Below are 17954 nucleotides of genomic sequence, written 5' to 3'. Positions count from 1 at the left end.
TTCAAGACGGGATGTGAGCACGACGGAATGTCAGCACGACGAACTGCGATCAAGACGTGCTGTGATCAAGACGTGCTGTGGGCGAAGAAGCGGGGGGTGGTGATCAGTGCCGCGTGGAGCGGGCCTTGTGCATCTCGTTGGCGATGGCCGCGATGAGCAGCACGGCGCCGACGGAGACCGGCTGGTAGTTGCTGGAGAAGTCCAGGAGGTTGAGGGCGTTGGCCACCACGCCGAGGAGCACCAGGCCGAGGGCGGTGCCGATCACGGTGCCGGAGCCGCCGGCCAGCGAGGTCCCGCCGATGACGACGGCGGCGACGACGGAGAGCTGCAACGACAGACCGGCGGTGCCGCCCGGGCTGCTGGAACCCAGCCGGGACAGCAGCATCAGGCCCGCCAGCCCCGAGAGGGCGCCGGTCGTGCCGTAGAGCACGAGCTTGCGCGCCGTGACGTTGATGCCGCTGAGGCGCGCCACGTGCTCGTTGCCGCCGATGGCGAAGGCGTCACGGCCGAACACGGTGAACCTCATGACCAGGGCCGTGACCACCAGCACCAGGACGGCCACGACCAGCAGGTACGGCACGCCGAGGATCTTGTTGTTGCCGAGTGCGAACATCCGGGTGCCGATGGAGATGGTGTTGCCGTCGTGCACCAGCAGGGCGACGCCGTCGAGCAGGGTGGCCGACGCCAGGGTCGCGACGAAGGGTGCCACGTTGGTGAATGTCACGACCAGCCCGTTGACCAGGCCTATGGCCGTGCCGAGGAGCACCGCGACGATCACCGCGTAGACGGTGGGCTGGTCGTTCGCCAGCAGCTTCGCCGCAACGGCGGCCGTGACCGCGACATTGCTGCCCATGGAGAAGTCCATGCCGCCCGCGGTCATCAGCAGCGTGAGACCGGCGGCGAGCACGGCGTTGACGCTCACCTGGCTCAGGATGTTGACGATGTTGCGGTCGGTGGCGAACGTCTCGCTCTGCACCGCGGTGAAGACGACCACGATCACCAGGACCGCGATCAGACCGGCGTGGGGCACGCTGCGCAGGGCGTCGAGCGAGAACCGCGACCGGGGTGCCTCGGGCGGGTCGGAGACGCCGTGGGCATCGGGAAGTGTCTTGACGCTCACTGCGGTTGACCTCCGAGAGCGGTGGCGACGAGCTCGTCGCGCGTGATGGCGGTGATGTCGTGTTCGGCGACCGTGCGGCCGGCGCTGACGACGACGACCCGGTCGGCCAGCCGCATGACCTCCTCGGCGGAGGAGGAGGCGAGCAGCACGGCCACACCGCGCGAGGCGAGGTCGTCGACGAGGGTGTGGATGTCGGCCATGGCCGCGATGTCCACACCGTTGGTGGGGTCTTCGAGGAAGCAGGCGACCGGCTCGGTCTCCAGCCACTTGCCCAGCAGGACCTTCTGTTGGTTGCCGCCGGACAGCGCGCTCACCGGCGGGTTTCCGGTGAGCGAGACCACCCCGTAGTTACGGCGCACCGGCCCGGCCCGGCGGGCGAGTTCGGCACGACGGTGCAGGCGGCGGCGGGCGAAGCGGTCGTCGGCGAGCATCAGGTTCTCGTCGAGGGACATGCCCGGGACGAGACCCAGCGTCCGGCGGTCGCCCGTCACGCAGCGCAGGCCGCTGCCGAGCGAGGCCGGGATGTGGCCGACGGCCACGGGTCGGCCGTCGACGTGCAGTTCGCCGGTGTCCGGCCGCTGCCGTCCCGACAGCAGGTCGAACAGCTGGGACTGCGCGTCCCCGGCCGGGCCGAGGACGGCGACGACCTCGCCCTTGCGCACCTCCACGGTGAAGTCCTGGATGGCCCGGCCGTGGCTCAACCCCTTTACCACCAGGCCGAGTTCGTCCTTCGACGCCGCACGCTCGGGGCGCCGCGAGACGACGTCCCGGCCGACCATGGCGCGGACCAGCCCGGCAGGGTCCAGCTCCTCGGCCGGCGCGGTGCGCACCACTCCCCCGTCCCGCAGGACGGTGAGGCGGTCGGCGACGGCCATGACCTCGTCGATGTAGTGCGAGATGTAGACGACGGCGACGCCGTCGTCGCGCAGCCTGCGCACCAGGGAACGGATCTGGTTGGCGTCCTTGGCGCTCAGACAGGCGGTCGGCTCGTCAAGGATCAGGATCCGGCCCCCGCGGCGGACCTCGCGGGCCACCTCGACCATGGTCTGCTCGGCGACGGTGAGCGAGCCCGCGGTCCGCTCCACGTCGATGTCGATGCCGAGCGAGTGCAGCGCCTCGCGGGCCTGCTGCCGGACGGCCTTCCAGTGCACGGCGCGGCGCCGGGTGGGCAGGTCGCCGAGCATGACGTTCTCGGCGACGGTGAGTCCCATCGCCAGCTCGCGGCGCTGCGGCACCGAGGCGATGCCGAGCCGGCGGGCCTTGCGGACGGTCAGCCCGGCGTGCGGGTGACCGTCGACCTCCACGGTGCCGCCGTCGGGCTGGTGCACCCCGGACAGGACCTGCACCAGCGTCGATTTCCCGGCGCCGTTCATGCCCATCAGCGCGTGGACCTCACCCGGGTAGAGGTCGAGGTCCACGCCCTTGAGGGCGGCCGCCCCGCCGAAGCTCTTGGTGACGCCTCGTACCCGCAGGACGGCCGTGCGGTCCGTACCGGCACCGCTGTCGCTGTCGGTGTTCTTCCTTGAGCTCACGGCGGTACCTCCCTGCGGGCTCGGGTCGGTCAGGGAACTCACGGCTGTGGCCGGTCGGCGTCGGCGACGACACGCCCGTAGCCGCGGATGTCCGGGAACGGGGGCTCCTTGTCGGCCTGGAGGTCCACCTGGAAGGTGTTCAGGCACATGCCGAGCATGGTGAAGTTGCCGAGCGCACCGATGGTGTCGACCAGGCCCTTGGAACCGAAGTGCTCCAGGGCGCGGGCGAAGGTCTCGTCGGTGACGAAGTGCTCGTCGAGGATCTCCCGGCAGAACTGGTAGAAGGCCTGGTCGGCCTCGTTGTCGAAGACCGCCTCGCGCTTCTCGGCGACGGCCTTGACGGCGGCCTCCGGGATGCCGGCCTCGATGGCCTGGTGCACATGGGCGTTCCACGAGTACTGCGCGTCCCAGTTGCGGGCCGCCATCAGCAGGGTGAGCTCGCGCAGGTGCTTGGGAAGGCTGCAGTCGAACCGGGCGAACGCGCCCAGGGACTCGGCACGTTCGCACATCTCCGGGCTGTGCAGCCAGACCCGGAACGGGCCGCGGACGGCGCCGCGGCGGCCGGCTATCCGGGCGGCCAGCTCCTGCTGGCGCTGGTCCATTTCCTCTTCGGTGAGAACGGGGAGCCTCATCGGGCCGGTACCTGCCTTTTCTTTCCAACGCGTTTCGCTCACGGGTCGAGAGCCGTGCGGTGACAGGTGACGGTACAGCCGGGTTCGGGAAGCTCACCCTTCTCGGAGTGCAAGGTAAAGCTGCATGGCAGAGGGCACCCAATCCAGCCTGCGCGACCTAACGTCGTTGGTCGCATCACGTTGAAGTGGAGAGGAACCCGGATGACCACCATCATCAAGGTCGCGTCCGTGCCGCTGTTGGACAGGGGCGGTTCGGTCGTGACGACGCCGCTGATCACGACGCCGTCGGCGGGCGGGGAGAACCGCATCACCAGCGGGATGAGCGTGTATCCGGTGGGCTCCGGCGCGCCGCTGCACTCGCACAACTGCGACGAGCACGTGACGATCCTCGAGGGTGAGGCGGAGGTGTGGGTCGACGGCGAGGTGACCAAGCTGGAGCAGTTCGACACCACCTACGTCCCGTCGCCCATCCCCCACCTGTTCCGCAACATCGGTGAGACTCCGCTCCGGATCCTGTGGGTGTACTCGTCGGGACACGTCACCCGGACGTTCACGGAGACGGGCAAGACGGTGGAACACCTCTCGGCCGCGGACCAGATGGGCTGAGCGCCGCGTTCCCGGGGACGTCCCCGTGTCCCGCGGGAAGCGGGGACGGCATCCTGACGGCTCGTCACGGACACGCTGGCTGTCGTGGTCACGCATCGTGGTCACGAGAACGACAGCCGGAGGTTTCCATGTTCCGACGGACCGTGCAGAGCGGCCTGCTGGCCGCGGTCGCGGTGCTCGCGTTCCTGCCCACGGCGGCCAGTGCCGCCCCGGTGAGCGCAACCACCTCGCACCCGGCGCTCGCCGCCACCGCGCAGTACGCCCTCCCCTCGCTGCTCTCCACCCCCGCCCGGCACACGCCGGCGCGGCACCGCACCATCCACCGCGTCCACTGCGCCCGGCACCACGTGGCGGGAAGGGTGGCCACGCGCCGCCTCGCACTGAACGTCCGCTCCGGTCCGGGCTTCGGCTACCGGGTGCTCGGTCACCGGCACAACCACCGGCTCGTCTCCCTGACCTGCAAGAGGTATGGCTCCGGGGTGTTCGGCAACCACGTCTGGTATCGGCTCGCCCACCACAAGGGGTACGTGGCCGCCCGCTACGTGCGGGTCGGCGCCGCCGTGCCGTGGTGCTGACGGCTCCGGGCCGCCGTACGGCCTGACCACCGAGGCCTGTTCGGGAAGCACACCGTCCCGAACAGGCCTTCGGCATGTCCCCCGCCTCACCTTCCTCATACCTTGCCGGGCGTTGCGGTCACCGTCTCTCTGGGAAGCCATCCCGACAACAGTGGGTGAAACGCCCATAGCGGATGATATGAAGTCGAGGGAGGCACCATGCGGCACCCGCAAGGGTCGACCACGCCGGACGAGCCGCTGGTGGCGAGACTGCGCGAACTGAAGGACCTTACGGGGCTGAGCCTGGCCGCGCTGGCCGCCCGCACGCCGTACAGCAAGTCCGCCTGGCACCGCTATCTGACCGGCGGCAAGCGGCCGCCACGCTCGGCCGTGGAGGCGCTCATCCGCCTCGCGGGCGTCGACGCCGGCCCCGTAATGGCCCTGTGGGAGGCCGCCGACGAACCCCCCGCCGCGAGCCCGCCCGCGCAGACCGGCCGGACCCGCCCCCGGTGGCGGCGGTTGCCCCTGTCGGCGCTGGCCCTGCTGGCACTGGCCGCCGCGGTCACGGCCGACCTCGCCTTCTCCGGCCGGCACGGTCCGGCCGGTACGTCCGGTACGCAGATGGTGACGGCGGCGCCCCGCTGTCACGGACGGTCCTGCCAGGGCGAGTTGCCCGACGCGTCGGCCTGTGCGCGGGACGCGCGGACCAGGAGCAGCGTCACCGGCAGCCTCTACGACGTCCGGCTGCGCTACTCACCCGCCTGCGGCACTGCCTGGTCGGAGGTGCGGGTGCGCTCCCCGCGCGCCCGGGAGGTCTCCGTCCGCGCGGGCCAGGACGTGCTCTCCGCGGCCTATCCGGCCGAGGACACCACCGGCTACACCAGCCCGATGGTCTCCGTGCCCTCGCCCCGGGGCGTGGAGGCGTGCGCGGAGGTGAACGAGGAGCTGGCCTGCACGGGGTTCGACGTCGAGCCGCCGGAGCAGGGGTGACACAAGCCGCCGGAACGGGGATGAAACACAGCGGGGCACCAGGACTCCCGGCCCGTCCGGCCGGGACCGGTCCGGGGACGGCGACTCGGGCGGGCGGCCCCGCTTGGCGCCGTGGACGTGAGCCCGGCCCGCGACCCGGGCGGGCACTCGGCGCAGCAAAAGGGCGCCGCGCCCCGGGTCGCGGGCGCGGCGCCACAGTGGAAGCGGCGGACGGTCAGCCGGTGGTGATCAGTTCCTGCTGGGTGCCGCTGTGCTCCGGCTGCCTGGCCGAGCGCAGGGCGGCGATGCCGATGAAGACCATCGAGGAGAGTCCGGCGAGCGCGAAGGCGGTGAAGCCCCAGTCGCCGTTGTTCGCGGCGAGCAGCTGGCCGCCGAGCCACGGGCCGAAGACGGCACCGAAGCGGCCCATGCCGGAGGTCCAGCCGACAGCGGTGGCGCGGTCGCCCGGGGTGGAGCGGATGGAGACCGTCGCGTAGATCATCGTCTGGGCGCTGTTGAGGAAGACGCCGGTGAAGAAGACGACCACCATGGTCACGCTCATCGGCATGTGAACGCTGAGCAGGAAGACGCCGGCGGCGGTCAGGGCGAACCAGATCGCCGAGATGCGCGGAGCGCCGAAGCGGTCGGCGGCCCGGCCGGCGATCAGCATGCCCACGATGCCGCCGAGGTTGAAGACGACCACGAAGGACAGGGCCGAGCCGAGCTCGTAGCCCTCGGCGCGCATGAGGGTGGGCAGCCAGGTGGCGACGCCGTAGACCAGCAGCAGGCCGCCGAAGGAGGCCAGCCAGTACAGCAGGGTCTGCGTCCACTCGCCCCCGCGGAAGAGGTTCACCAGCGCGTTCCAGCGGTCGGCCGCGCCCTGCTTGCCCGACGACTTGGCGGCGGGCAGCTCGACGTCGTAGCGGGTGGCCAGCTCGCGGGCCTCCTCGGTGCGGCCCTTGGCGACGAGGAAGCTCAGCGACTCGGGCAGGAGCTTGGCGAGCACCGGGGCGAAGAGCAGCGGGATCACACAGACCCAGAACGCCGCACGCCAGCCGACCGGCTCCACGAGCCACTTGGCCACGTAGGCGGAGAGGATGCCGCCCGCGTGGTGGGCGGTCATCAGCAGGCCGATGATGATGGCGCCGCGACCGCGCGGGGCGTAGTCGGAGACCATGCTGATCGCGGTGGGCAGCAGACCGCCCAGGCCGACGCCCGCCAGGGTCCGGCCGAGGCCGAAGACCGTGAGGCTGTCCGCCATCGCGCACACACCGGAGGCCAGCGAGAAGAGGATCACGGACGAGACCATCAGCTTCTTGCGGCCGATCCGGTCGGCGACGGTACCCGCGGCCAGGGCGCCGACCAGCATGCCGAAGGTGGCATAGCTGCCGAGGTCACCGGCCTGGTCCGGGGTGAGGCCGAAGGTCTTCGTCGCCAGCAGGTGCGGCAGCACCGAGCCGTAGATGAACATGTCGAGACCGTCGAAGAGGACGGCCAGCCAGCACAGACCGACGACCAGGAAGGCCAGTCTGCTGCCGCGAGCGGACAGCGCGGGGGAGGAGGACATCTTTGTTTTCCTCTCGTCCAGGAGGCGTTCCCTGGAGGGGACTCAATGAGGAGGGTCGTCGCGGCTCGTGCGGCTGACCCGGTGTGCGCTAGACGCTAAGGATCTGTTTCGAGAGTGTCAACGTTTTTGTCAACAATCTCATCAACGATCTGGTTAACGACGCCGCTCGGGGTATGGCAAGGGGGCGGACGCGCACGTCAGTGCGCCGCCCACCCCCTGGTAAGGCCCGTGAGACCCGTAAGAGCCGTAAGACCCGTGACTACGCGACCGGCGGTGTGCCGTGCGTGTGGAAGGACTGGATGGTCTTCAGCCCCCAGGCCTGCCCCTTGGCCCGCTCGGCCTCGGTCCAGGTGATCAGCGGCCAGTCGGGGGCCAGCACCAGACGCGTGAGCGGGTTGCACAGCTCGATACGGTTGCCGCCCGGCTCGTAGACGTACAGGAAGAACGTCTGCTGGATGGCGTGCTTGTGCGGACCGGTCTCGATGAACACGCCGCTGTCGATGGCGAGATCGGCTGCCCGCAGGATGTCCTCGCGGGTGTCTGTCGCGAAGGCGATGTGGTGCAGCCGGCCTGCGGATCCGGTCCAGTCCGAGGTGTAGACGACGTCGTACGACTTGTCGGTGAAGGTCAGCCAGCGCGCCGCGATCTTCCCGGTGTCGAGCCGGATCTGCTCCGTGGGCCGTGCGCCCAGCACGTTCTGCTGGAACTCGGCGTTGGCGAGCACGTCGGCGGCGAGGAAGTTGATGTGGTCCAGGCGCCGTACGCCGACGCCCCGGTTGGGCTTGGCCTGCGGCTGGTTCTTCAGCGCCGGCTTCAGCTCGTCGGGGGCCTGGTAGTACTCGCTCTCCCAGTACAGGGCGTGCTCGTGGCCGTCCGGGTCGGTGGTGACGTAGAGCTTGCCGAGCCCCGGCTCGTCCTCGGCCCAGTACCCGGTGCCGCCCGCCTCCTCGTTCGCCTTGATACGGCGTTGGAGGGCCTCCTCGCTGGAGGTGCGCAGGGCGAGCCGGCCGAGGCCGGGCTGTTCGCGGGCGGTGAGCACCAGGCTGTGGTGCTCGTAGTCGTCGAAGGTCCGCAGGTAGACGGTGTCGCCGTCCTGCCCGTTGACGGTGAGCCCCAGGTAGTCGGTGAAGAAGGCGACGCTGGCGTCCAGGTCCGGGGTGAACAGCTGGGCGTGGCCGATGTGGGCGATGTCGCCGAGCGGCGGAGTCATCGCTGACCTCCTTGGGGTTGTGCGGGTATCGGTGCCGTCTCGGCGGACCTGGGGAACACGGTGCCGTCGAAGATCTTGCGGGCCGTACGGACCACGGCCGTACGACGGGCGGAAGGCAGGCCGTCGGATCCGGTGCCGAGGCTACTTTCGATGTCCAGGAATCCCGTGGGATGTTCTATGCGAACTCGGTCACCCTGGGCGGGGAGCCTGGCGAGTTCGGCGCCCACACTTCCTTCGATTCGCAAGCCTGCGGCGACGCTGGCTGCGCCGAGCACACCGATGGAGGTATGGCAGCGCACAGGAATGAAGGTCCGGGTGGTGACCGCGCCGCCGTCGCGCGGCGCGGCGAGCAGCGTGAGCTTGGGCACGGTGGTGTCCGAGACGTCGCCCAGGCCCATCAACCGGCCCGCCGTCAGCCGGATCTCCCGGAGCCGGTCGGCGAGGGTGAGGTCCTCCTCCAGCTCCTTGGGCGTCTCGTAGCCGGTGACCTTGAGGGCGGAGGCGGCGATCAGCACGGTCGGCATGCCGTTGTCCACGCAGGTCACCGGCACGCCGTCAATCAGGTCACGGACGTTGCCGGTGGGCAACAACGGGTTGGCGCTCGGCGGGAACTCGATCACCACGGGGGCGGCCGTGCCGGGCACGCCCGAGATCTCGGCGTCGCCCGTGTAGTCGACCCGGCCGCCCGGTGTCGGGAAGGTCGCCGTGGCGAGGTCGCCGGTGTTGACCATCCGGATGCGTACGGAGGTGCGCTCCTCCCCCGCCGGTACCAACCCGCGCTCCACGGCGAACGGTCCGATGCCGGCGAGGATGTTCCCACAGTTCTGACGGTCGCTGACCTCGGGCCGGTCGACGACGACCTGGAGGAAGAGGTAGTCGACGTCGGCCCGCGGGTCGGACGAGGGCGAGACCACGGCCACCTTGCTGGTGAGCGGGTGCGCCCCGCCCAGGCCGTCGATCTGCCGCTCGTCCGGGCTGCCCATGATGCGCAGCAGCAGGTCGGCACGGGCGGCCGGGTCGGCGGGCAGGTCCTCGGCCAGGAAGTAGGCGCCCTTGGAGGTGCCGCCGCGCATCAGCAGGCAGGGCACCTCCTCGGGCACGCGGGTCACGATCCCGCCCCCTCGCCGGTGTACTCCTCGTAGGTCCGGTACTCGACACCGAGGCGCTTCAGCGTGTCGCGCAGGCCGTAGCGGTCCAGGCCCAGCTGGCCGTCGATGAAGGCGGCGCGGGTCTTGGCCTCCTTGGCCTCGCGGGCCTCGGACGCCTCGACCGTGGCGTGGGCGCGCTCGCGGGGGACGACCACCACGCCGTCGTCGTCGGCGAGGATCACGTCACCGGGGCGGACCACCTGGCCGTCGATGGCGATCGGCACGTTGACCGAGCCGCCCGTGGCCTTCACGGTGCCCTGCGAGGAGACGGCCCGGGCCCAGGCCGCGAAGCCCATGTCGCGCAGCTCCTGGGTGTCCCGGATGCCCGCGTTGGTGACCACGCCGCGCACCCCGCGCTGCTGGAGCGCGGTGGCGAACAGCTCACCGAACATGCCGTCGGTGGACGGGGAGGTGGTGGTGACGACCAGGATGTCGCCCTCGCCGCACTGCTCGACGGCGGCGTGGATCATGAGGTTGTCGCCGGGCCAGCTGAGCACGGTCACCGCGGTGCCGGCGACCCGTACGCCCTGCTGGACGGGGCGGATCTCCGGGCCGAGCAGGCCGGTGCGGCCCATCGCCTCGCTGACGGTGGCCACGCCGAAGCCGGCCAGCGCGTCGACGTCCTTGGCGTCCGCCTTCGGCGGGTTGGTGACGATCACGCCGCTCATGCCAGCTCCTTCGCGATCTGCGGGTACGGACGCATGTACGCCTCGGCCATCGTCTTGTGCGCCAGGCCCAGGTTGGGGCCCGCGTTGCGCTTGAGCTGGACGCCGCGGCGGACGGCGAGGTCGGTGTAGTAGTCCCACAGGTGCTGCTGGGCACCGAGGCACTCCATGGCCTTGCGCTTGGTCTCCCACACCTCGGTGATGTCGAGCAGCACCTCGGGCTTGAAGCCGCTCATCTCGGGCTGGTGCGGCTCGAAGAAGAAGACCGGCGGGGCGCCGATGATCTCGCCGGGGCCGGGGTAGCCGATGGCCTGGGCGAGGACACGGGCCTCCAGGGCCATACGGTTGGCGGCCGGGTGGTCGCCGTTGTACGGGTCCTCGGTGGGGTGGGTGAGGACGACGTCCGGCTGGGTGTCGCGGTAGACCTCGACGAGCTTGTCGGTCAGCTCGGCGGTGGCGGTCAGCGGGTAGTCACCGGCGTCGAAGAAGCGGACCTCGGCGCCGAGGGTGGCGGCGGCTCGCTCGGCCTCGTCCCGGCGTATCGCCTTGATCTCCTCGAGCTTCTTGCCCTCGCGCCACGCCTTGGCGGACTCCCCGCGCTCACCGAAGGTCAGGCACGCGATGGTGACCTTCTCGCCCCGGGACGCGGCCAGGGCGATGGCTCCGCCCGCGCGCCACACGAAGTCCCCGGCGTGCGCGGTGACGACGAGTGTGGAGCGTGGGGTGGCGGGCGCGTCGGCATGCGTCATTGCTGCAATCTCCTTCTTCAGGCCAGGTGTGCGCCCGCCCCGCGTGGTGCCGGTCGGATGCGCGTCAGTCGCGCAGCGCCTCGATCACGCTGGCGAGGTGGGCGCGGACGGCCGCCTCGGCCGCCTGCGGGTCCCTGGCCCGGATCGCTTCGATCATGGTCAGGTGCTCGTTCAGGGATTGCTGCGGGCGTCCGGGCCTGAGCGCCAACTGGAAACGGTGGCGCACCAGTTGGGCGTTCAACCGCTCCAGCAGCTCCTGGGCGGTCCGCTGGTCGGAGAACTCCCGGATCCGGACGTGCAGCTCGTGGTTGAGATCGGAGTAGGTCACCGGCTCGCCGTCGGCCACGGCCTTGGTCATGGCCGTGCCGAGGTCCGTCAGTTCGCTCAGCTGCTCGTCGCTGGCCGCGACGGCCGCCTTCGCCGCACAGAGTCCTTCGAGGACCATCCGGCACTCGGTGATGGCGACCGCTTCGTCCACGGTCACCACCCGCACCCGCGAGCCGCGGTTGCGGATCCGTTCGACCAGCCCCTGGGACTCCAGGTCGATGAGTGCCGCCCGGATACTGGCCCGCGTCACACCGAACTGTTCGGCGAGCTCGTTCTCCACCAACCGCTGTGCCGGTGCCATGTCGCCGTGCAGGATCGCTTGCCGCAGCTGCGTCAACGCATGCTGTTTGGCCTGCTCTCCGGTGCCCGGACGGGCTTCTGTCGGCATGTGCCCTCCCTGAGTGAGTGCCTGTCGAACCTAAATCTAGCCAAACAAGATTGTCAACAATTTTGTCTGCCGTATTGCCCGCACGCTTCGGCGGCGCTACGGTCCCGGGGCGGCGCCGCTTGATCCTTCCCCTTCCCTCCCCTTCCTTCGCGGGAAGGCCCCTGATCCAATGATCGAATCGAACGGAGATTGAGCATGCCCATGCTCTCCCGATGGTTTCGGTGGAAGACAGCCACCTTCATGGCCACCCTCGCCGCCACCCTCGCGCTCGTGACCGGCGCGAGCCTGACGCTCGCCTACGGCACGACCGGCAGCGCCCAGGCCGCCACCTCCACCTCCACCTCGGCCGGCGCCGCCACGACGAGCAGCACGTCCTCCGGCATCGCACCGGCCATGTCCTGCTCCGGCGTCGCCGCGCTCGACCTGGCGAGCGCCGTGCCCGGCGTGCCCTTCGAGATCACCTCGGCCACCGAGCTGGCCGCGAGCAGCAACACCCTCGGCAACTGGGCCGCCTGTGACGTGAAGGGCGTGATCGCCCCTCAGATCCACTTCGAGATCAAGCTGCCCGAGAGCGGCTGGCAGGCCAACTACCTCCAGGTCGGCTGCGGTGGCCTCTGCGGCAACACGAACGTGAACAGCGCCCCCGCCTCCACCGGCTGCGTCCCGCTGACCAGCGGCGCCTTCGCCGTCGCCTCCAGCGACGAGGGCCACTACCAGGGCGGCGGACTGTTCTCCACCGACCCGACGCTGCGCGCCGACTTCGGCTACAAGTCCGACCACGAGCTGGTCCAGGCCGCCAAGGCCATCATCGAGAAGTACTACGGCCAGGCCGCCACCCACTCCTACTTCGACGGCTGCTCGCAGGGCGGCCACCAGGCACTCACCGAGGCGCAGCGCTACCCGACCGACTTCGACGGCATCATCGCCGGCGCCCCGGCCAACAACTTCACCGCGCTGAACACCTTCTCGCACGCCTGGACCGCCCAGTCCGTCTACCTCAACGGCGGCCCGGCCACCATCACCAACGCCGACCTCGCGGCCCTGCACGCGGCCGTTCTCAAGGGCTGCGGCGCCCCCGCCGACGGGATCATCGCGGACCCGCTGAGCTGCACGTGGGACCCGGCGAGCATCCAGTGCAAGGCCGGACAGACCTCCACGGCCGACGACTACTGCCTGACCGCCGACCAGGTCACCACCCTGCGCCGCATCTACGCGGGCCCGACCGACGAGCACGGCAAGCTGCTGTACCCCGGTTACCAGCTGCGCGGCTCCGAGCTGAACTGGGCCGGGATCATCACGCCGGCCACGGCCACCGCCAACTCCGGTGACATCAGCTTCGTGCGCGAGACCCTGCGCTACCAGATCTTCGACAGCCCGCAGCCGGCCCTGACGTACAAGGACATCAAGTTCACCGCCGCCTATTACAAGAAGGTCATGCAGCCCAACGAGGGCATGTACGACGCCACCGACCCCGACCTGACGGCGTTCAAGAAGGCCGGCGGCAAGCTGATCCTCTGGCACGGTCTGGGCGACCAGCACATCCCGGCCGTCGGAACCATGGCCTACTACAAGGCGGTTGAGAAGGTCATGGGCGGCGAAGCGGCGACCGAGAGCTTCGCCCGGCTGTTCCTGCTCCCCGGCGTCGCGCACTGCGGCAGCGGCCAGGGACCGGACACCTTCGACGCGCTCACCGCGATCACCGACTGGGTCACCGAGGGCGACGCCCCGGACAGCCTGACGACCAAGAAGGTCGACAGCAGCGGGAACACCACCGCCTCCCGCCCGGTCTACCCCTTCCCCTACTACGCCAAGAACACCACGGGCGGCTCCGCCGACGACGCGAGCAGCTACACCCCCGTCAAGTCCACCGCCGAGGCCGGCCTCGCCCTGAACTGGCTCGGCTCCTTCCGCTCCGGCTACGAGACCGTCGGCAACTGGGTCGGCGGACAGTGGATCGTCAGCAAGGGCAAGGTCTGATCGCGGATGTGGTCCGGACCGTCCTGGCGCCGCGGCGCCGGGACGGTCTTACTTGATGGCCGGGACGGTCTTACCTGATGGCCGGGACGGTCTTACTTGATGACCGCGTTCGCCACCACGACGACCACCCCGAGCAGCGCGTCCACCAGCCCGATCGCCACGCATCGGATCCAGGAGCGGCGCAGCCACCGCGACGTGACCACCCCCAGGGTGAACAGCAGCGCGATGTTCAGGGCGAACGCCGGGTACTCCACTCCGTTCGGCGGCCACCAGCCCCAGCCCGCCCCGGCCAGCAGCAGCACGGTGGGCAGTACGGCGGCAACCAGGGGCCACTCGTCGACGAGGCTGCGCAGGACGTCCCAGCGGCGGTGCGGACGGCGCTCGGCGATGTAGTGGGCGTAGCCGTGCGCGAGGGCGGAGGCGAGCGCGGTGACCAGCAGCCACGCGGCGTCGTAGCGGCGGCCGGCCCGGTCGGTGCGGCCGTACTGGGTGAGCGCCGCGACCATCGAGCAGGCCAGCACGGCGCCGTAGACACCGCCGAAGAGGACGGCCTCGCGCGTGTCGTGCCGGGGCGGCCCCGGGACAGCCGCCGTGGTGTCAGCCATGCCCTCAACGATCACGTGTGCCCGGCCCCGCCGCCACTCCGCGCGACCGCGACGAAGTGTCCTCCCACCTGGCCCGATACCCCACACACTGTCGGCGGCCGGATGGGGCATCAGCTCGCTAGGGTCGCCCCATGACCGACAGCTTCGTTCTCCACATCCCCGACGCCGAGCTCGAACCCGAGCCGCTCGACCCGGCGCAGATCGTCTCCGGGACGCCCGAAGTGACCGGGAAGGTGGTCTGGGAGTCGGGGGACGGCCGGCAGATCCGGGGCGTCTGGCAGATCACGCCGGGCGTGGTGACCGACACGGAGGCGGACGAGTTGTTCGTCGTGATCAGCGGCTCGGCGACGGTCGAGGTCGAGGGCGGACCCACACTGAAGGTCGGGCCGGGCGACATGGCGGTGCTGCGCGAGGGCGACCGTACGACGTGGACGGTCCACGAGACGCTGCGCAAGGCGTACGCGATCAACCTCTGAGGTCCGCCGGGGGCGGTGCCGTCGTGCCCCGGATCTCCAGCGTCGGCGCGGCGAGGTGGACGCGCCCCGCTCCCCCGGGTTCCTCCAGGCGGTCGAGGAGGCAGCGGGCGGCGCGGCGGCCGACCTCGTGGCCGGCGGCGTCGACGGTGGTGAGCCAGACGTGGCGCAGCCGGGCGATGCTCGTGTTGTCGTAGCCGACCACGGACAGGTCGTGCGGCACGCGCAGGCCCAGTTCCGCCGCCGCGGACAGGACGCCGACGGAGGCGATGTCGTTGACGGCGAAGACGGCGGTGGGCCGCCCGGGGCGGCCCAGCAGCCGCACGGCGGTGCGGTAGCCGCCCTCCTCGGTCATGTCGCTGGGTTCGACCCGCGCGCCGTCGGCCAGGCCGTGCGCCCGCATCGTCGCCTCGAAGCTGCGCCGGCGCAGCTCGCCCACGGCGCCATAGCCCGCGATGTGCGCGATGCGGCGGTGGCCGAGGGCGATCAGGTGCTCGGTGGCCAGGCGCGCGCCGTGCTCGTCGTCGCCCGCGACCAGGTCCACGCCGGGCGGCACGGCCTCGCGGGCGCCCGCCACGACGACCGGGACGCGGGCGGCCATCGGGCCGAGCGCGGCCGGGTCGGGCAGGGTGCCGACCACGACCAGACCGTCGGCCTGGAGGTCCAGGAAAGGCCCGGTGAGATCGTGGCCGGTGCGTCGGTTGAGGCGGGCGTCGGCGAGCAGCATGTGCAGGCCGGCCGCGTGCAGCAGGGAGTTCAGGCCGTCGAGGAGGTCGACGAACCAAGGGTTGCGCAGGTCGTTCAGGAGGACGCCCACGGTGCGGGTGCGCTGTTCGCTCAGGCTGCGCGCGGCGGCGTTGGGCCGGTAGCCGAGGTCGTGCGCGGCCCGCAGGACGGCCTCCCGCTTCTCGGGGCGCACCTGGTCGGAGCCGCGCAGCACCAGCGAGACCAGCGACTTGGAGACTCCGGCCTGCTCGGCGACGTCGCGGATCGTCGGCGCTCTCATGGCATGGACCGTTCCATGAGCCGCGCCGCGTTGTCAAAGGGGGTGGCGGGGGTTGACACCAGGGAGCAGCGCGCTCAGGGTGGCCTGGACAAGTGCTTGGACCGGTCCAAAGAGGGGCTGTCATGGTGGTGCGTACGCTCGGAGTCGCCGTCGTCGGGTTCGGCTGGATGGGCCGGGTGCACACCCAGGCGTACGCGCGCGTGCGGCACCACTATCCGCAACTGGCCCTGCGTCCGGAGCTGGTGACGGTCGCCGAGGACGTGCCGGGCCGGGCCGAGGAGGCCGCCGCCCAGTTCGGGTTCGCCGCCACGACCGGCGACTGGCGCGAGGTGGCCGCCGACCCGCGCGTGCAGGCGGTCAGTATCACCGCCCCGAACTTCCTGCACCGCGAGATCGGCGTCGCGATGGCCGAGGCGGGCAAGCACATCTGGATCGAGAAGCCGGTGGGCCTGACCGTGGCGGACGCCGGCGCGGTGGCGGACGCCGTCGCGAAGGCCGGCGTGCAGGGCGCGGTCGGCTTCAACTACCGCAACGCGCCCGCCGTCGAGACCGCCCGCGAGCTGATCGCCTCCGGTGGGCTCGGCGCCGTCACCCATGTCCGCGTCCGCCTGTTCAGCGACTACGCGGCGCATCCCGAGGGTGCCCTGACCTGGCGGTACGAGCGGGAGCGCGGCGGCAGCGGGGTGCTGGGCGACCTCGCCTCGCACGGCGCGGACCTGGCCCGGTACCTGCTCGGCGACATCGCGTCCCTGACCGCCGACACGGCCGTCTTCGTCCCGGAGCGGGCCCGCCCGCTCGGCGCCACGGCCGGCCACTCGCGGGCCACGGGCGGCGAGTCGGGACCGGTCGAGAACGAGGACTACGTCAACTGCCTGCTGCGCTTCGCCTCCGGCGCCCGCGGTGTCCTGGAGGCCTGCCGGGTCTCGGTCGGCGAGCAGAACAACTACGGCTTCGAGGTGCACGGCACCAAGGGCGCGGTGTTCTGGGACTTCCGCCGGATGAACGAACTGGGCGTCAGCCGCGGTACGACGTACCAGGACCAGCCCGTCAGCACGGTGTACGTCGGTCCGGGCGACGGCGAGTTCGGCGCGTTCCAGCCGGGCGCGGCGAACGCGATGGGCTACGACGACCTGAAGGTGATCGAGGCGTACCGCTTCCTGCGCTCCATCGCCGAGGACACCCCGTACGGCGCGACCCTCACCGACGCCGTGCACAGCGCCGCCGTACTGGACGCGATGGCACGGTCCGCGGAAAGCGGCGCGTGGGTCAACGTGCCGTCGTCGTAGGCGCGTTGTATGGGGACGTGTTGTATGCGGGCACGTTGTACGGGGGCATGTTGTACGGCGTGACCACCTGGATCGCCGACGGCAGCACCGGCCCTGCGGGCGGCAGGGCGCCGTGGGCGCGCATCAGGATGTGGCAGGCCTCGCGCAGGTCCTGGCGCAGGTCGTGGTGGAGCACGGCGGACAGCCGGTGCTCGCGCAGCAGGCGGGTGTTGTCGTGGTCGAGGTCGTGGGCGACGAACACCGCGCAGTCGCGGTCCAGGTCCGCGAAGGCCCGTAGCGTCGCGATGTTGCCGCCGCCGATCGAGTAGACCGCGCGTATCTCCGGGTCGCGCTCCAGCGCGGCCCGCACCAGGTCGTACTGGGTGGCGTCCAGGCCCTGCCCCTCGGCGATCTCGACCAGGGTGCGCTGCGGGTGCCGGGCGCGCATGGCGCCTCGGAAGCCCATCTCGCGTTCCTCCTCGTTGCGGAAGAAGCCGCTGCTGAGGCTGGTGAGCACATTGCCGGGGCGGTCGCCCAGCCACTGGCCCATGAGGTACGCGGCGGTGGCGCCGGCCGCCCGGTTGTCGATGCCGACGTACGCGAGGCGTGCGCTCGCGGGCAGGTCCGTCACCAGCGTCACGACCGGGATGCCCGCGGCCTCGAGCCGGCCGACGGCGGCGGTCACCTCGGGGACGTCCGGGGCCTTGAGGATCACGCCCTGCGAGCCGCGCCGGGCGATTCGGTCCAGGGTCCTGACCTGTTCCTGCGCGGGGCCGGTCTCGCGGAAGTGGAACCGGGAGCGGATCACGGCCGGGTGCAGGGCGGGCAGCTCGGCCTCCAGTGCGGCGCGTACCGCGGTGGTGAACCGCTCGGGTGCCTGCACCACGATGTCGACCATGAAGGTGCGGCCGACGAGCCGGACCTGGGTGCGCTGCCGGTCCAGGTCGGCGATGGCCCGTCGCACCTCCCGCGCGGTGCTCTCGCGCACCCCGCCCCGCCCGTTCAGGACCCGGTCCACGGTCGCCTCGCTCAGGCCTGCCTGACGTGCGATCTCGCGGATGGGGAAGGGGTGGCCCATGGGGAGGACTCCTCGGCTGCTTGAGGGGTTTTTGATGGCTGCCTGCTGGTTGTTCGACGGGTTTGTACTGACAAGAATGGCAG

Annotated in this window: 18 protein-coding genes; 6 read left to right on the top strand and 12 right to left on the bottom strand. The window is 71.0% G+C overall.

Features of this window, described 5'->3' with window-relative positions; translation table 11 throughout:
• Positions 1-103: 103 nt before the first annotated feature.
• The 3 genes from ABT114_RS00990 to ABT114_RS00980 are packed head-to-tail and all read right to left on the bottom strand — an operon-like array spanning position 104 to position 3254.
• Positions 104-1120 carry an ABC transporter permease gene (locus ABT114_RS00990; RefSeq protein WP_351137147.1) on the bottom strand — a complete coding sequence of 339 codons (1017 nt, stop codon included), beginning with the start codon at positions 1118-1120 and terminating at the stop codon, positions 104-106.
• Complete coding sequence (locus ABT114_RS00985) at positions 1117-2652, bottom strand: sugar ABC transporter ATP-binding protein (RefSeq protein ID WP_351137145.1); 1536 nt, start codon at positions 2650-2652, stop codon at positions 1117-1119. Before ABT114_RS00985 ends, ABT114_RS00990 begins: the two co-directional genes overlap by 4 nt.
• A gap of 38 nt (positions 2653-2690) precedes the next feature.
• On the bottom strand, positions 2691-3254 hold the full coding sequence (locus ABT114_RS00980) for a carboxymuconolactone decarboxylase family protein (RefSeq protein WP_351138167.1): 564 nt from the start codon (positions 3252-3254) through the stop codon (positions 2691-2693).
• A gap of 231 nt (positions 3255-3485) precedes the next feature.
• On the opposite strand from ABT114_RS00980, the gene ABT114_RS00975 reads away from it, so the two are divergent.
• The 3 genes from ABT114_RS00975 to ABT114_RS00965 all read left to right on the top strand — a co-directional run bounded on the left by ABT114_RS00975 (position 3486) and on the right by ABT114_RS00965 (position 5434).
• Positions 3486-3890: a cupin domain-containing protein gene (locus ABT114_RS00975; RefSeq protein ID WP_351137143.1), complete on the top strand. Its 405-nt coding sequence runs from the start codon at positions 3486-3488 to the stop codon at positions 3888-3890.
• Between the two features lie 128 nt (positions 3891-4018).
• Positions 4019-4465: an SH3 domain-containing protein gene (locus tag ABT114_RS00970; RefSeq protein WP_351137141.1), complete on the top strand. Its 447-nt coding sequence runs from the start codon at positions 4019-4021 to the stop codon at positions 4463-4465.
• A gap of 198 nt (positions 4466-4663) precedes the next feature.
• Positions 4664-5434, top strand: coding sequence for a helix-turn-helix domain-containing protein (locus ABT114_RS00965; RefSeq protein ID WP_351137139.1), 771 nt, complete (start codon positions 4664-4666; stop codon positions 5432-5434).
• 214 nt (positions 5435-5648) lie between these two features.
• Here the strand turns inward: ABT114_RS00965 and ABT114_RS00960 are convergent, their stop codons facing one another.
• The 6 genes from ABT114_RS00960 to ABT114_RS00935 all read right to left on the bottom strand — a co-directional run bounded on the left by ABT114_RS00960 (position 5649) and on the right by ABT114_RS00935 (position 11467).
• Positions 5649-6980 (bottom strand): MFS transporter, encoded by a 1332-nt coding sequence (locus ABT114_RS00960; protein WP_351137137.1) that lies wholly within the window; start codon positions 6978-6980, stop codon positions 5649-5651.
• Positions 6981-7239: 259 nt separating this feature from the next.
• Positions 7240-8190 carry a VOC family protein gene (locus ABT114_RS00955; protein WP_351137135.1) on the bottom strand — a complete coding sequence of 317 codons (951 nt, stop codon included), beginning with the start codon at positions 8188-8190 and terminating at the stop codon, positions 7240-7242.
• The gene (locus ABT114_RS00950) at positions 8187-9299 is read right to left on the bottom strand and encodes a 4-oxalomesaconate tautomerase (RefSeq protein ID WP_502986530.1); all 1113 of its coding nucleotides are present in this window, start codon (positions 9297-9299) and stop codon (positions 8187-8189) included. The genes ABT114_RS00955 and ABT114_RS00950 overlap by 4 nt, the downstream gene beginning before the upstream one ends.
• Complete coding sequence (locus ABT114_RS00945; protein ID WP_351137133.1) at positions 9296-10006, bottom strand: 4-carboxy-4-hydroxy-2-oxoadipate aldolase/oxaloacetate decarboxylase; 711 nt, start codon at positions 10004-10006, stop codon at positions 9296-9298. The genes ABT114_RS00950 and ABT114_RS00945 overlap by 4 nt, the downstream gene beginning before the upstream one ends.
• Positions 10003-10752 (bottom strand): PIG-L deacetylase family protein, encoded by a 750-nt coding sequence (locus ABT114_RS00940; RefSeq protein ID WP_351137131.1) that lies wholly within the window; start codon positions 10750-10752, stop codon positions 10003-10005. The genes ABT114_RS00945 and ABT114_RS00940 overlap by 4 nt, the downstream gene beginning before the upstream one ends.
• Positions 10753-10816: 64 nt before the next feature.
• The gene (locus ABT114_RS00935; RefSeq protein ID WP_351137129.1) at positions 10817-11467 is read right to left on the bottom strand and encodes a GntR family transcriptional regulator; all 651 of its coding nucleotides are present in this window, start codon (positions 11465-11467) and stop codon (positions 10817-10819) included.
• A 195-nt stretch (positions 11468-11662) separates the two neighbouring features.
• Between ABT114_RS00935 and ABT114_RS00930 the strand changes: the two genes are divergently transcribed.
• On the top strand, positions 11663-13444 hold the full coding sequence (locus tag ABT114_RS00930; protein WP_351137127.1) for a tannase/feruloyl esterase family alpha/beta hydrolase: 1782 nt from the start codon (positions 11663-11665) through the stop codon (positions 13442-13444).
• A 92-nt stretch (positions 13445-13536) separates the two neighbouring features.
• Here the strand turns inward: ABT114_RS00930 and ABT114_RS00925 are convergent, their stop codons facing one another.
• Positions 13537-14049 carry a hypothetical protein gene (locus tag ABT114_RS00925; protein ID WP_351137125.1) on the bottom strand — a complete coding sequence of 171 codons (513 nt, stop codon included), beginning with the start codon at positions 14047-14049 and terminating at the stop codon, positions 13537-13539.
• Positions 14050-14180: 131 nt separating this feature from the next.
• On the opposite strand from ABT114_RS00925, the gene ABT114_RS00920 reads away from it, so the two are divergent.
• Positions 14181-14525, top strand: a complete 345-nt coding sequence (locus tag ABT114_RS00920) for a cupin domain-containing protein (protein ID WP_351137123.1) — start codon at positions 14181-14183, stop codon at positions 14523-14525.
• Here the strand turns inward: ABT114_RS00920 and ABT114_RS00915 are convergent.
• Positions 14515-15528, bottom strand: coding sequence for a LacI family DNA-binding transcriptional regulator (locus ABT114_RS00915; RefSeq protein WP_351137121.1), 1014 nt, complete (start codon positions 15526-15528; stop codon positions 14515-14517). The genes ABT114_RS00920 and ABT114_RS00915 overlap by 11 nt on opposite strands.
• A gap of 125 nt (positions 15529-15653) precedes the next feature.
• Here ABT114_RS00915 and ABT114_RS00910 point away from each other — a divergent pair, with 125 nt between their 5' ends.
• The gene (locus ABT114_RS00910; RefSeq protein ID WP_351138162.1) at positions 15654-16814 is read left to right on the top strand and encodes a Gfo/Idh/MocA family protein; all 1161 of its coding nucleotides are present in this window, start codon (positions 15654-15656) and stop codon (positions 16812-16814) included.
• Here the strand turns inward: ABT114_RS00910 and ABT114_RS00905 are convergent.
• Positions 16795-17871, bottom strand: coding sequence for a LacI family DNA-binding transcriptional regulator (locus ABT114_RS00905; protein WP_351137119.1), 1077 nt, complete (start codon positions 17869-17871; stop codon positions 16795-16797). The two genes, ABT114_RS00910 and ABT114_RS00905, sit on opposite strands and share 20 nt — an antisense overlap.
• Positions 17872-17954 lie beyond the last annotated feature (83 nt).

The organism is Streptomyces sp. NPDC002088 (genome assembly GCF_040296605.1).
Taxonomy (GTDB): domain Bacteria; phylum Actinomycetota; class Actinomycetes; order Streptomycetales; family Streptomycetaceae; genus Streptomyces.
The sequence above is the reverse complement of the archived record's forward strand: the minus strand, read 5'-3'. Positions and strand labels throughout refer to the sequence as shown.

Coding starts and splice junctions, on each gene's coding strand:
- ABT114_RS00980 (WP_351138167.1), bottom strand. CDS start 3,254: ATGGACCAGCGCCAGCAGGAGCTGGCCGCCCGGATAGCCGGCCGCCGC.
- ABT114_RS00975 (WP_351137143.1), top strand. CDS start 3,486: ATGACCACCATCATCAAGGTCGCGTCCGTGCCGCTGTTGGACAGGGGC.
- ABT114_RS00970 (WP_351137141.1), top strand. CDS start 4,019: ATGTTCCGACGGACCGTGCAGAGCGGCCTGCTGGCCGCGGTCGCGGTG.
- ABT114_RS00965 (WP_351137139.1), top strand. CDS start 4,664: ATGCGGCACCCGCAAGGGTCGACCACGCCGGACGAGCCGCTGGTGGCG.
- ABT114_RS00960 (WP_351137137.1), bottom strand. CDS start 6,980: ATGTCCTCCTCCCCCGCGCTGTCCGCTCGCGGCAGCAGACTGGCCTTC.
- ABT114_RS00955 (WP_351137135.1), bottom strand. CDS start 8,190: ATGACTCCGCCGCTCGGCGACATCGCCCACATCGGCCACGCCCAGCTG.
- ABT114_RS00945 (WP_351137133.1), bottom strand. CDS start 10,006: ATGAGCGGCGTGATCGTCACCAACCCGCCGAAGGCGGACGCCAAGGAC.
- ABT114_RS00940 (WP_351137131.1), bottom strand. CDS start 10,752: ATGACGCATGCCGACGCGCCCGCCACCCCACGCTCCACACTCGTCGTC.
- ABT114_RS00935 (WP_351137129.1), bottom strand. CDS start 11,467: ATGCCGACAGAAGCCCGTCCGGGCACCGGAGAGCAGGCCAAACAGCAT.
- ABT114_RS00930 (WP_351137127.1), top strand. CDS start 11,663: ATGCCCATGCTCTCCCGATGGTTTCGGTGGAAGACAGCCACCTTCATG.
- ABT114_RS00925 (WP_351137125.1), bottom strand. CDS start 14,049: ATGGCTGACACCACGGCGGCTGTCCCGGGGCCGCCCCGGCACGACACG.
- ABT114_RS00920 (WP_351137123.1), top strand. CDS start 14,181: ATGACCGACAGCTTCGTTCTCCACATCCCCGACGCCGAGCTCGAACCC.
- ABT114_RS00915 (WP_351137121.1), bottom strand. CDS start 15,528: ATGAGAGCGCCGACGATCCGCGACGTCGCCGAGCAGGCCGGAGTCTCC.
- ABT114_RS00905 (WP_351137119.1), bottom strand. CDS start 17,871: ATGGGCCACCCCTTCCCCATCCGCGAGATCGCACGTCAGGCAGGCCTG.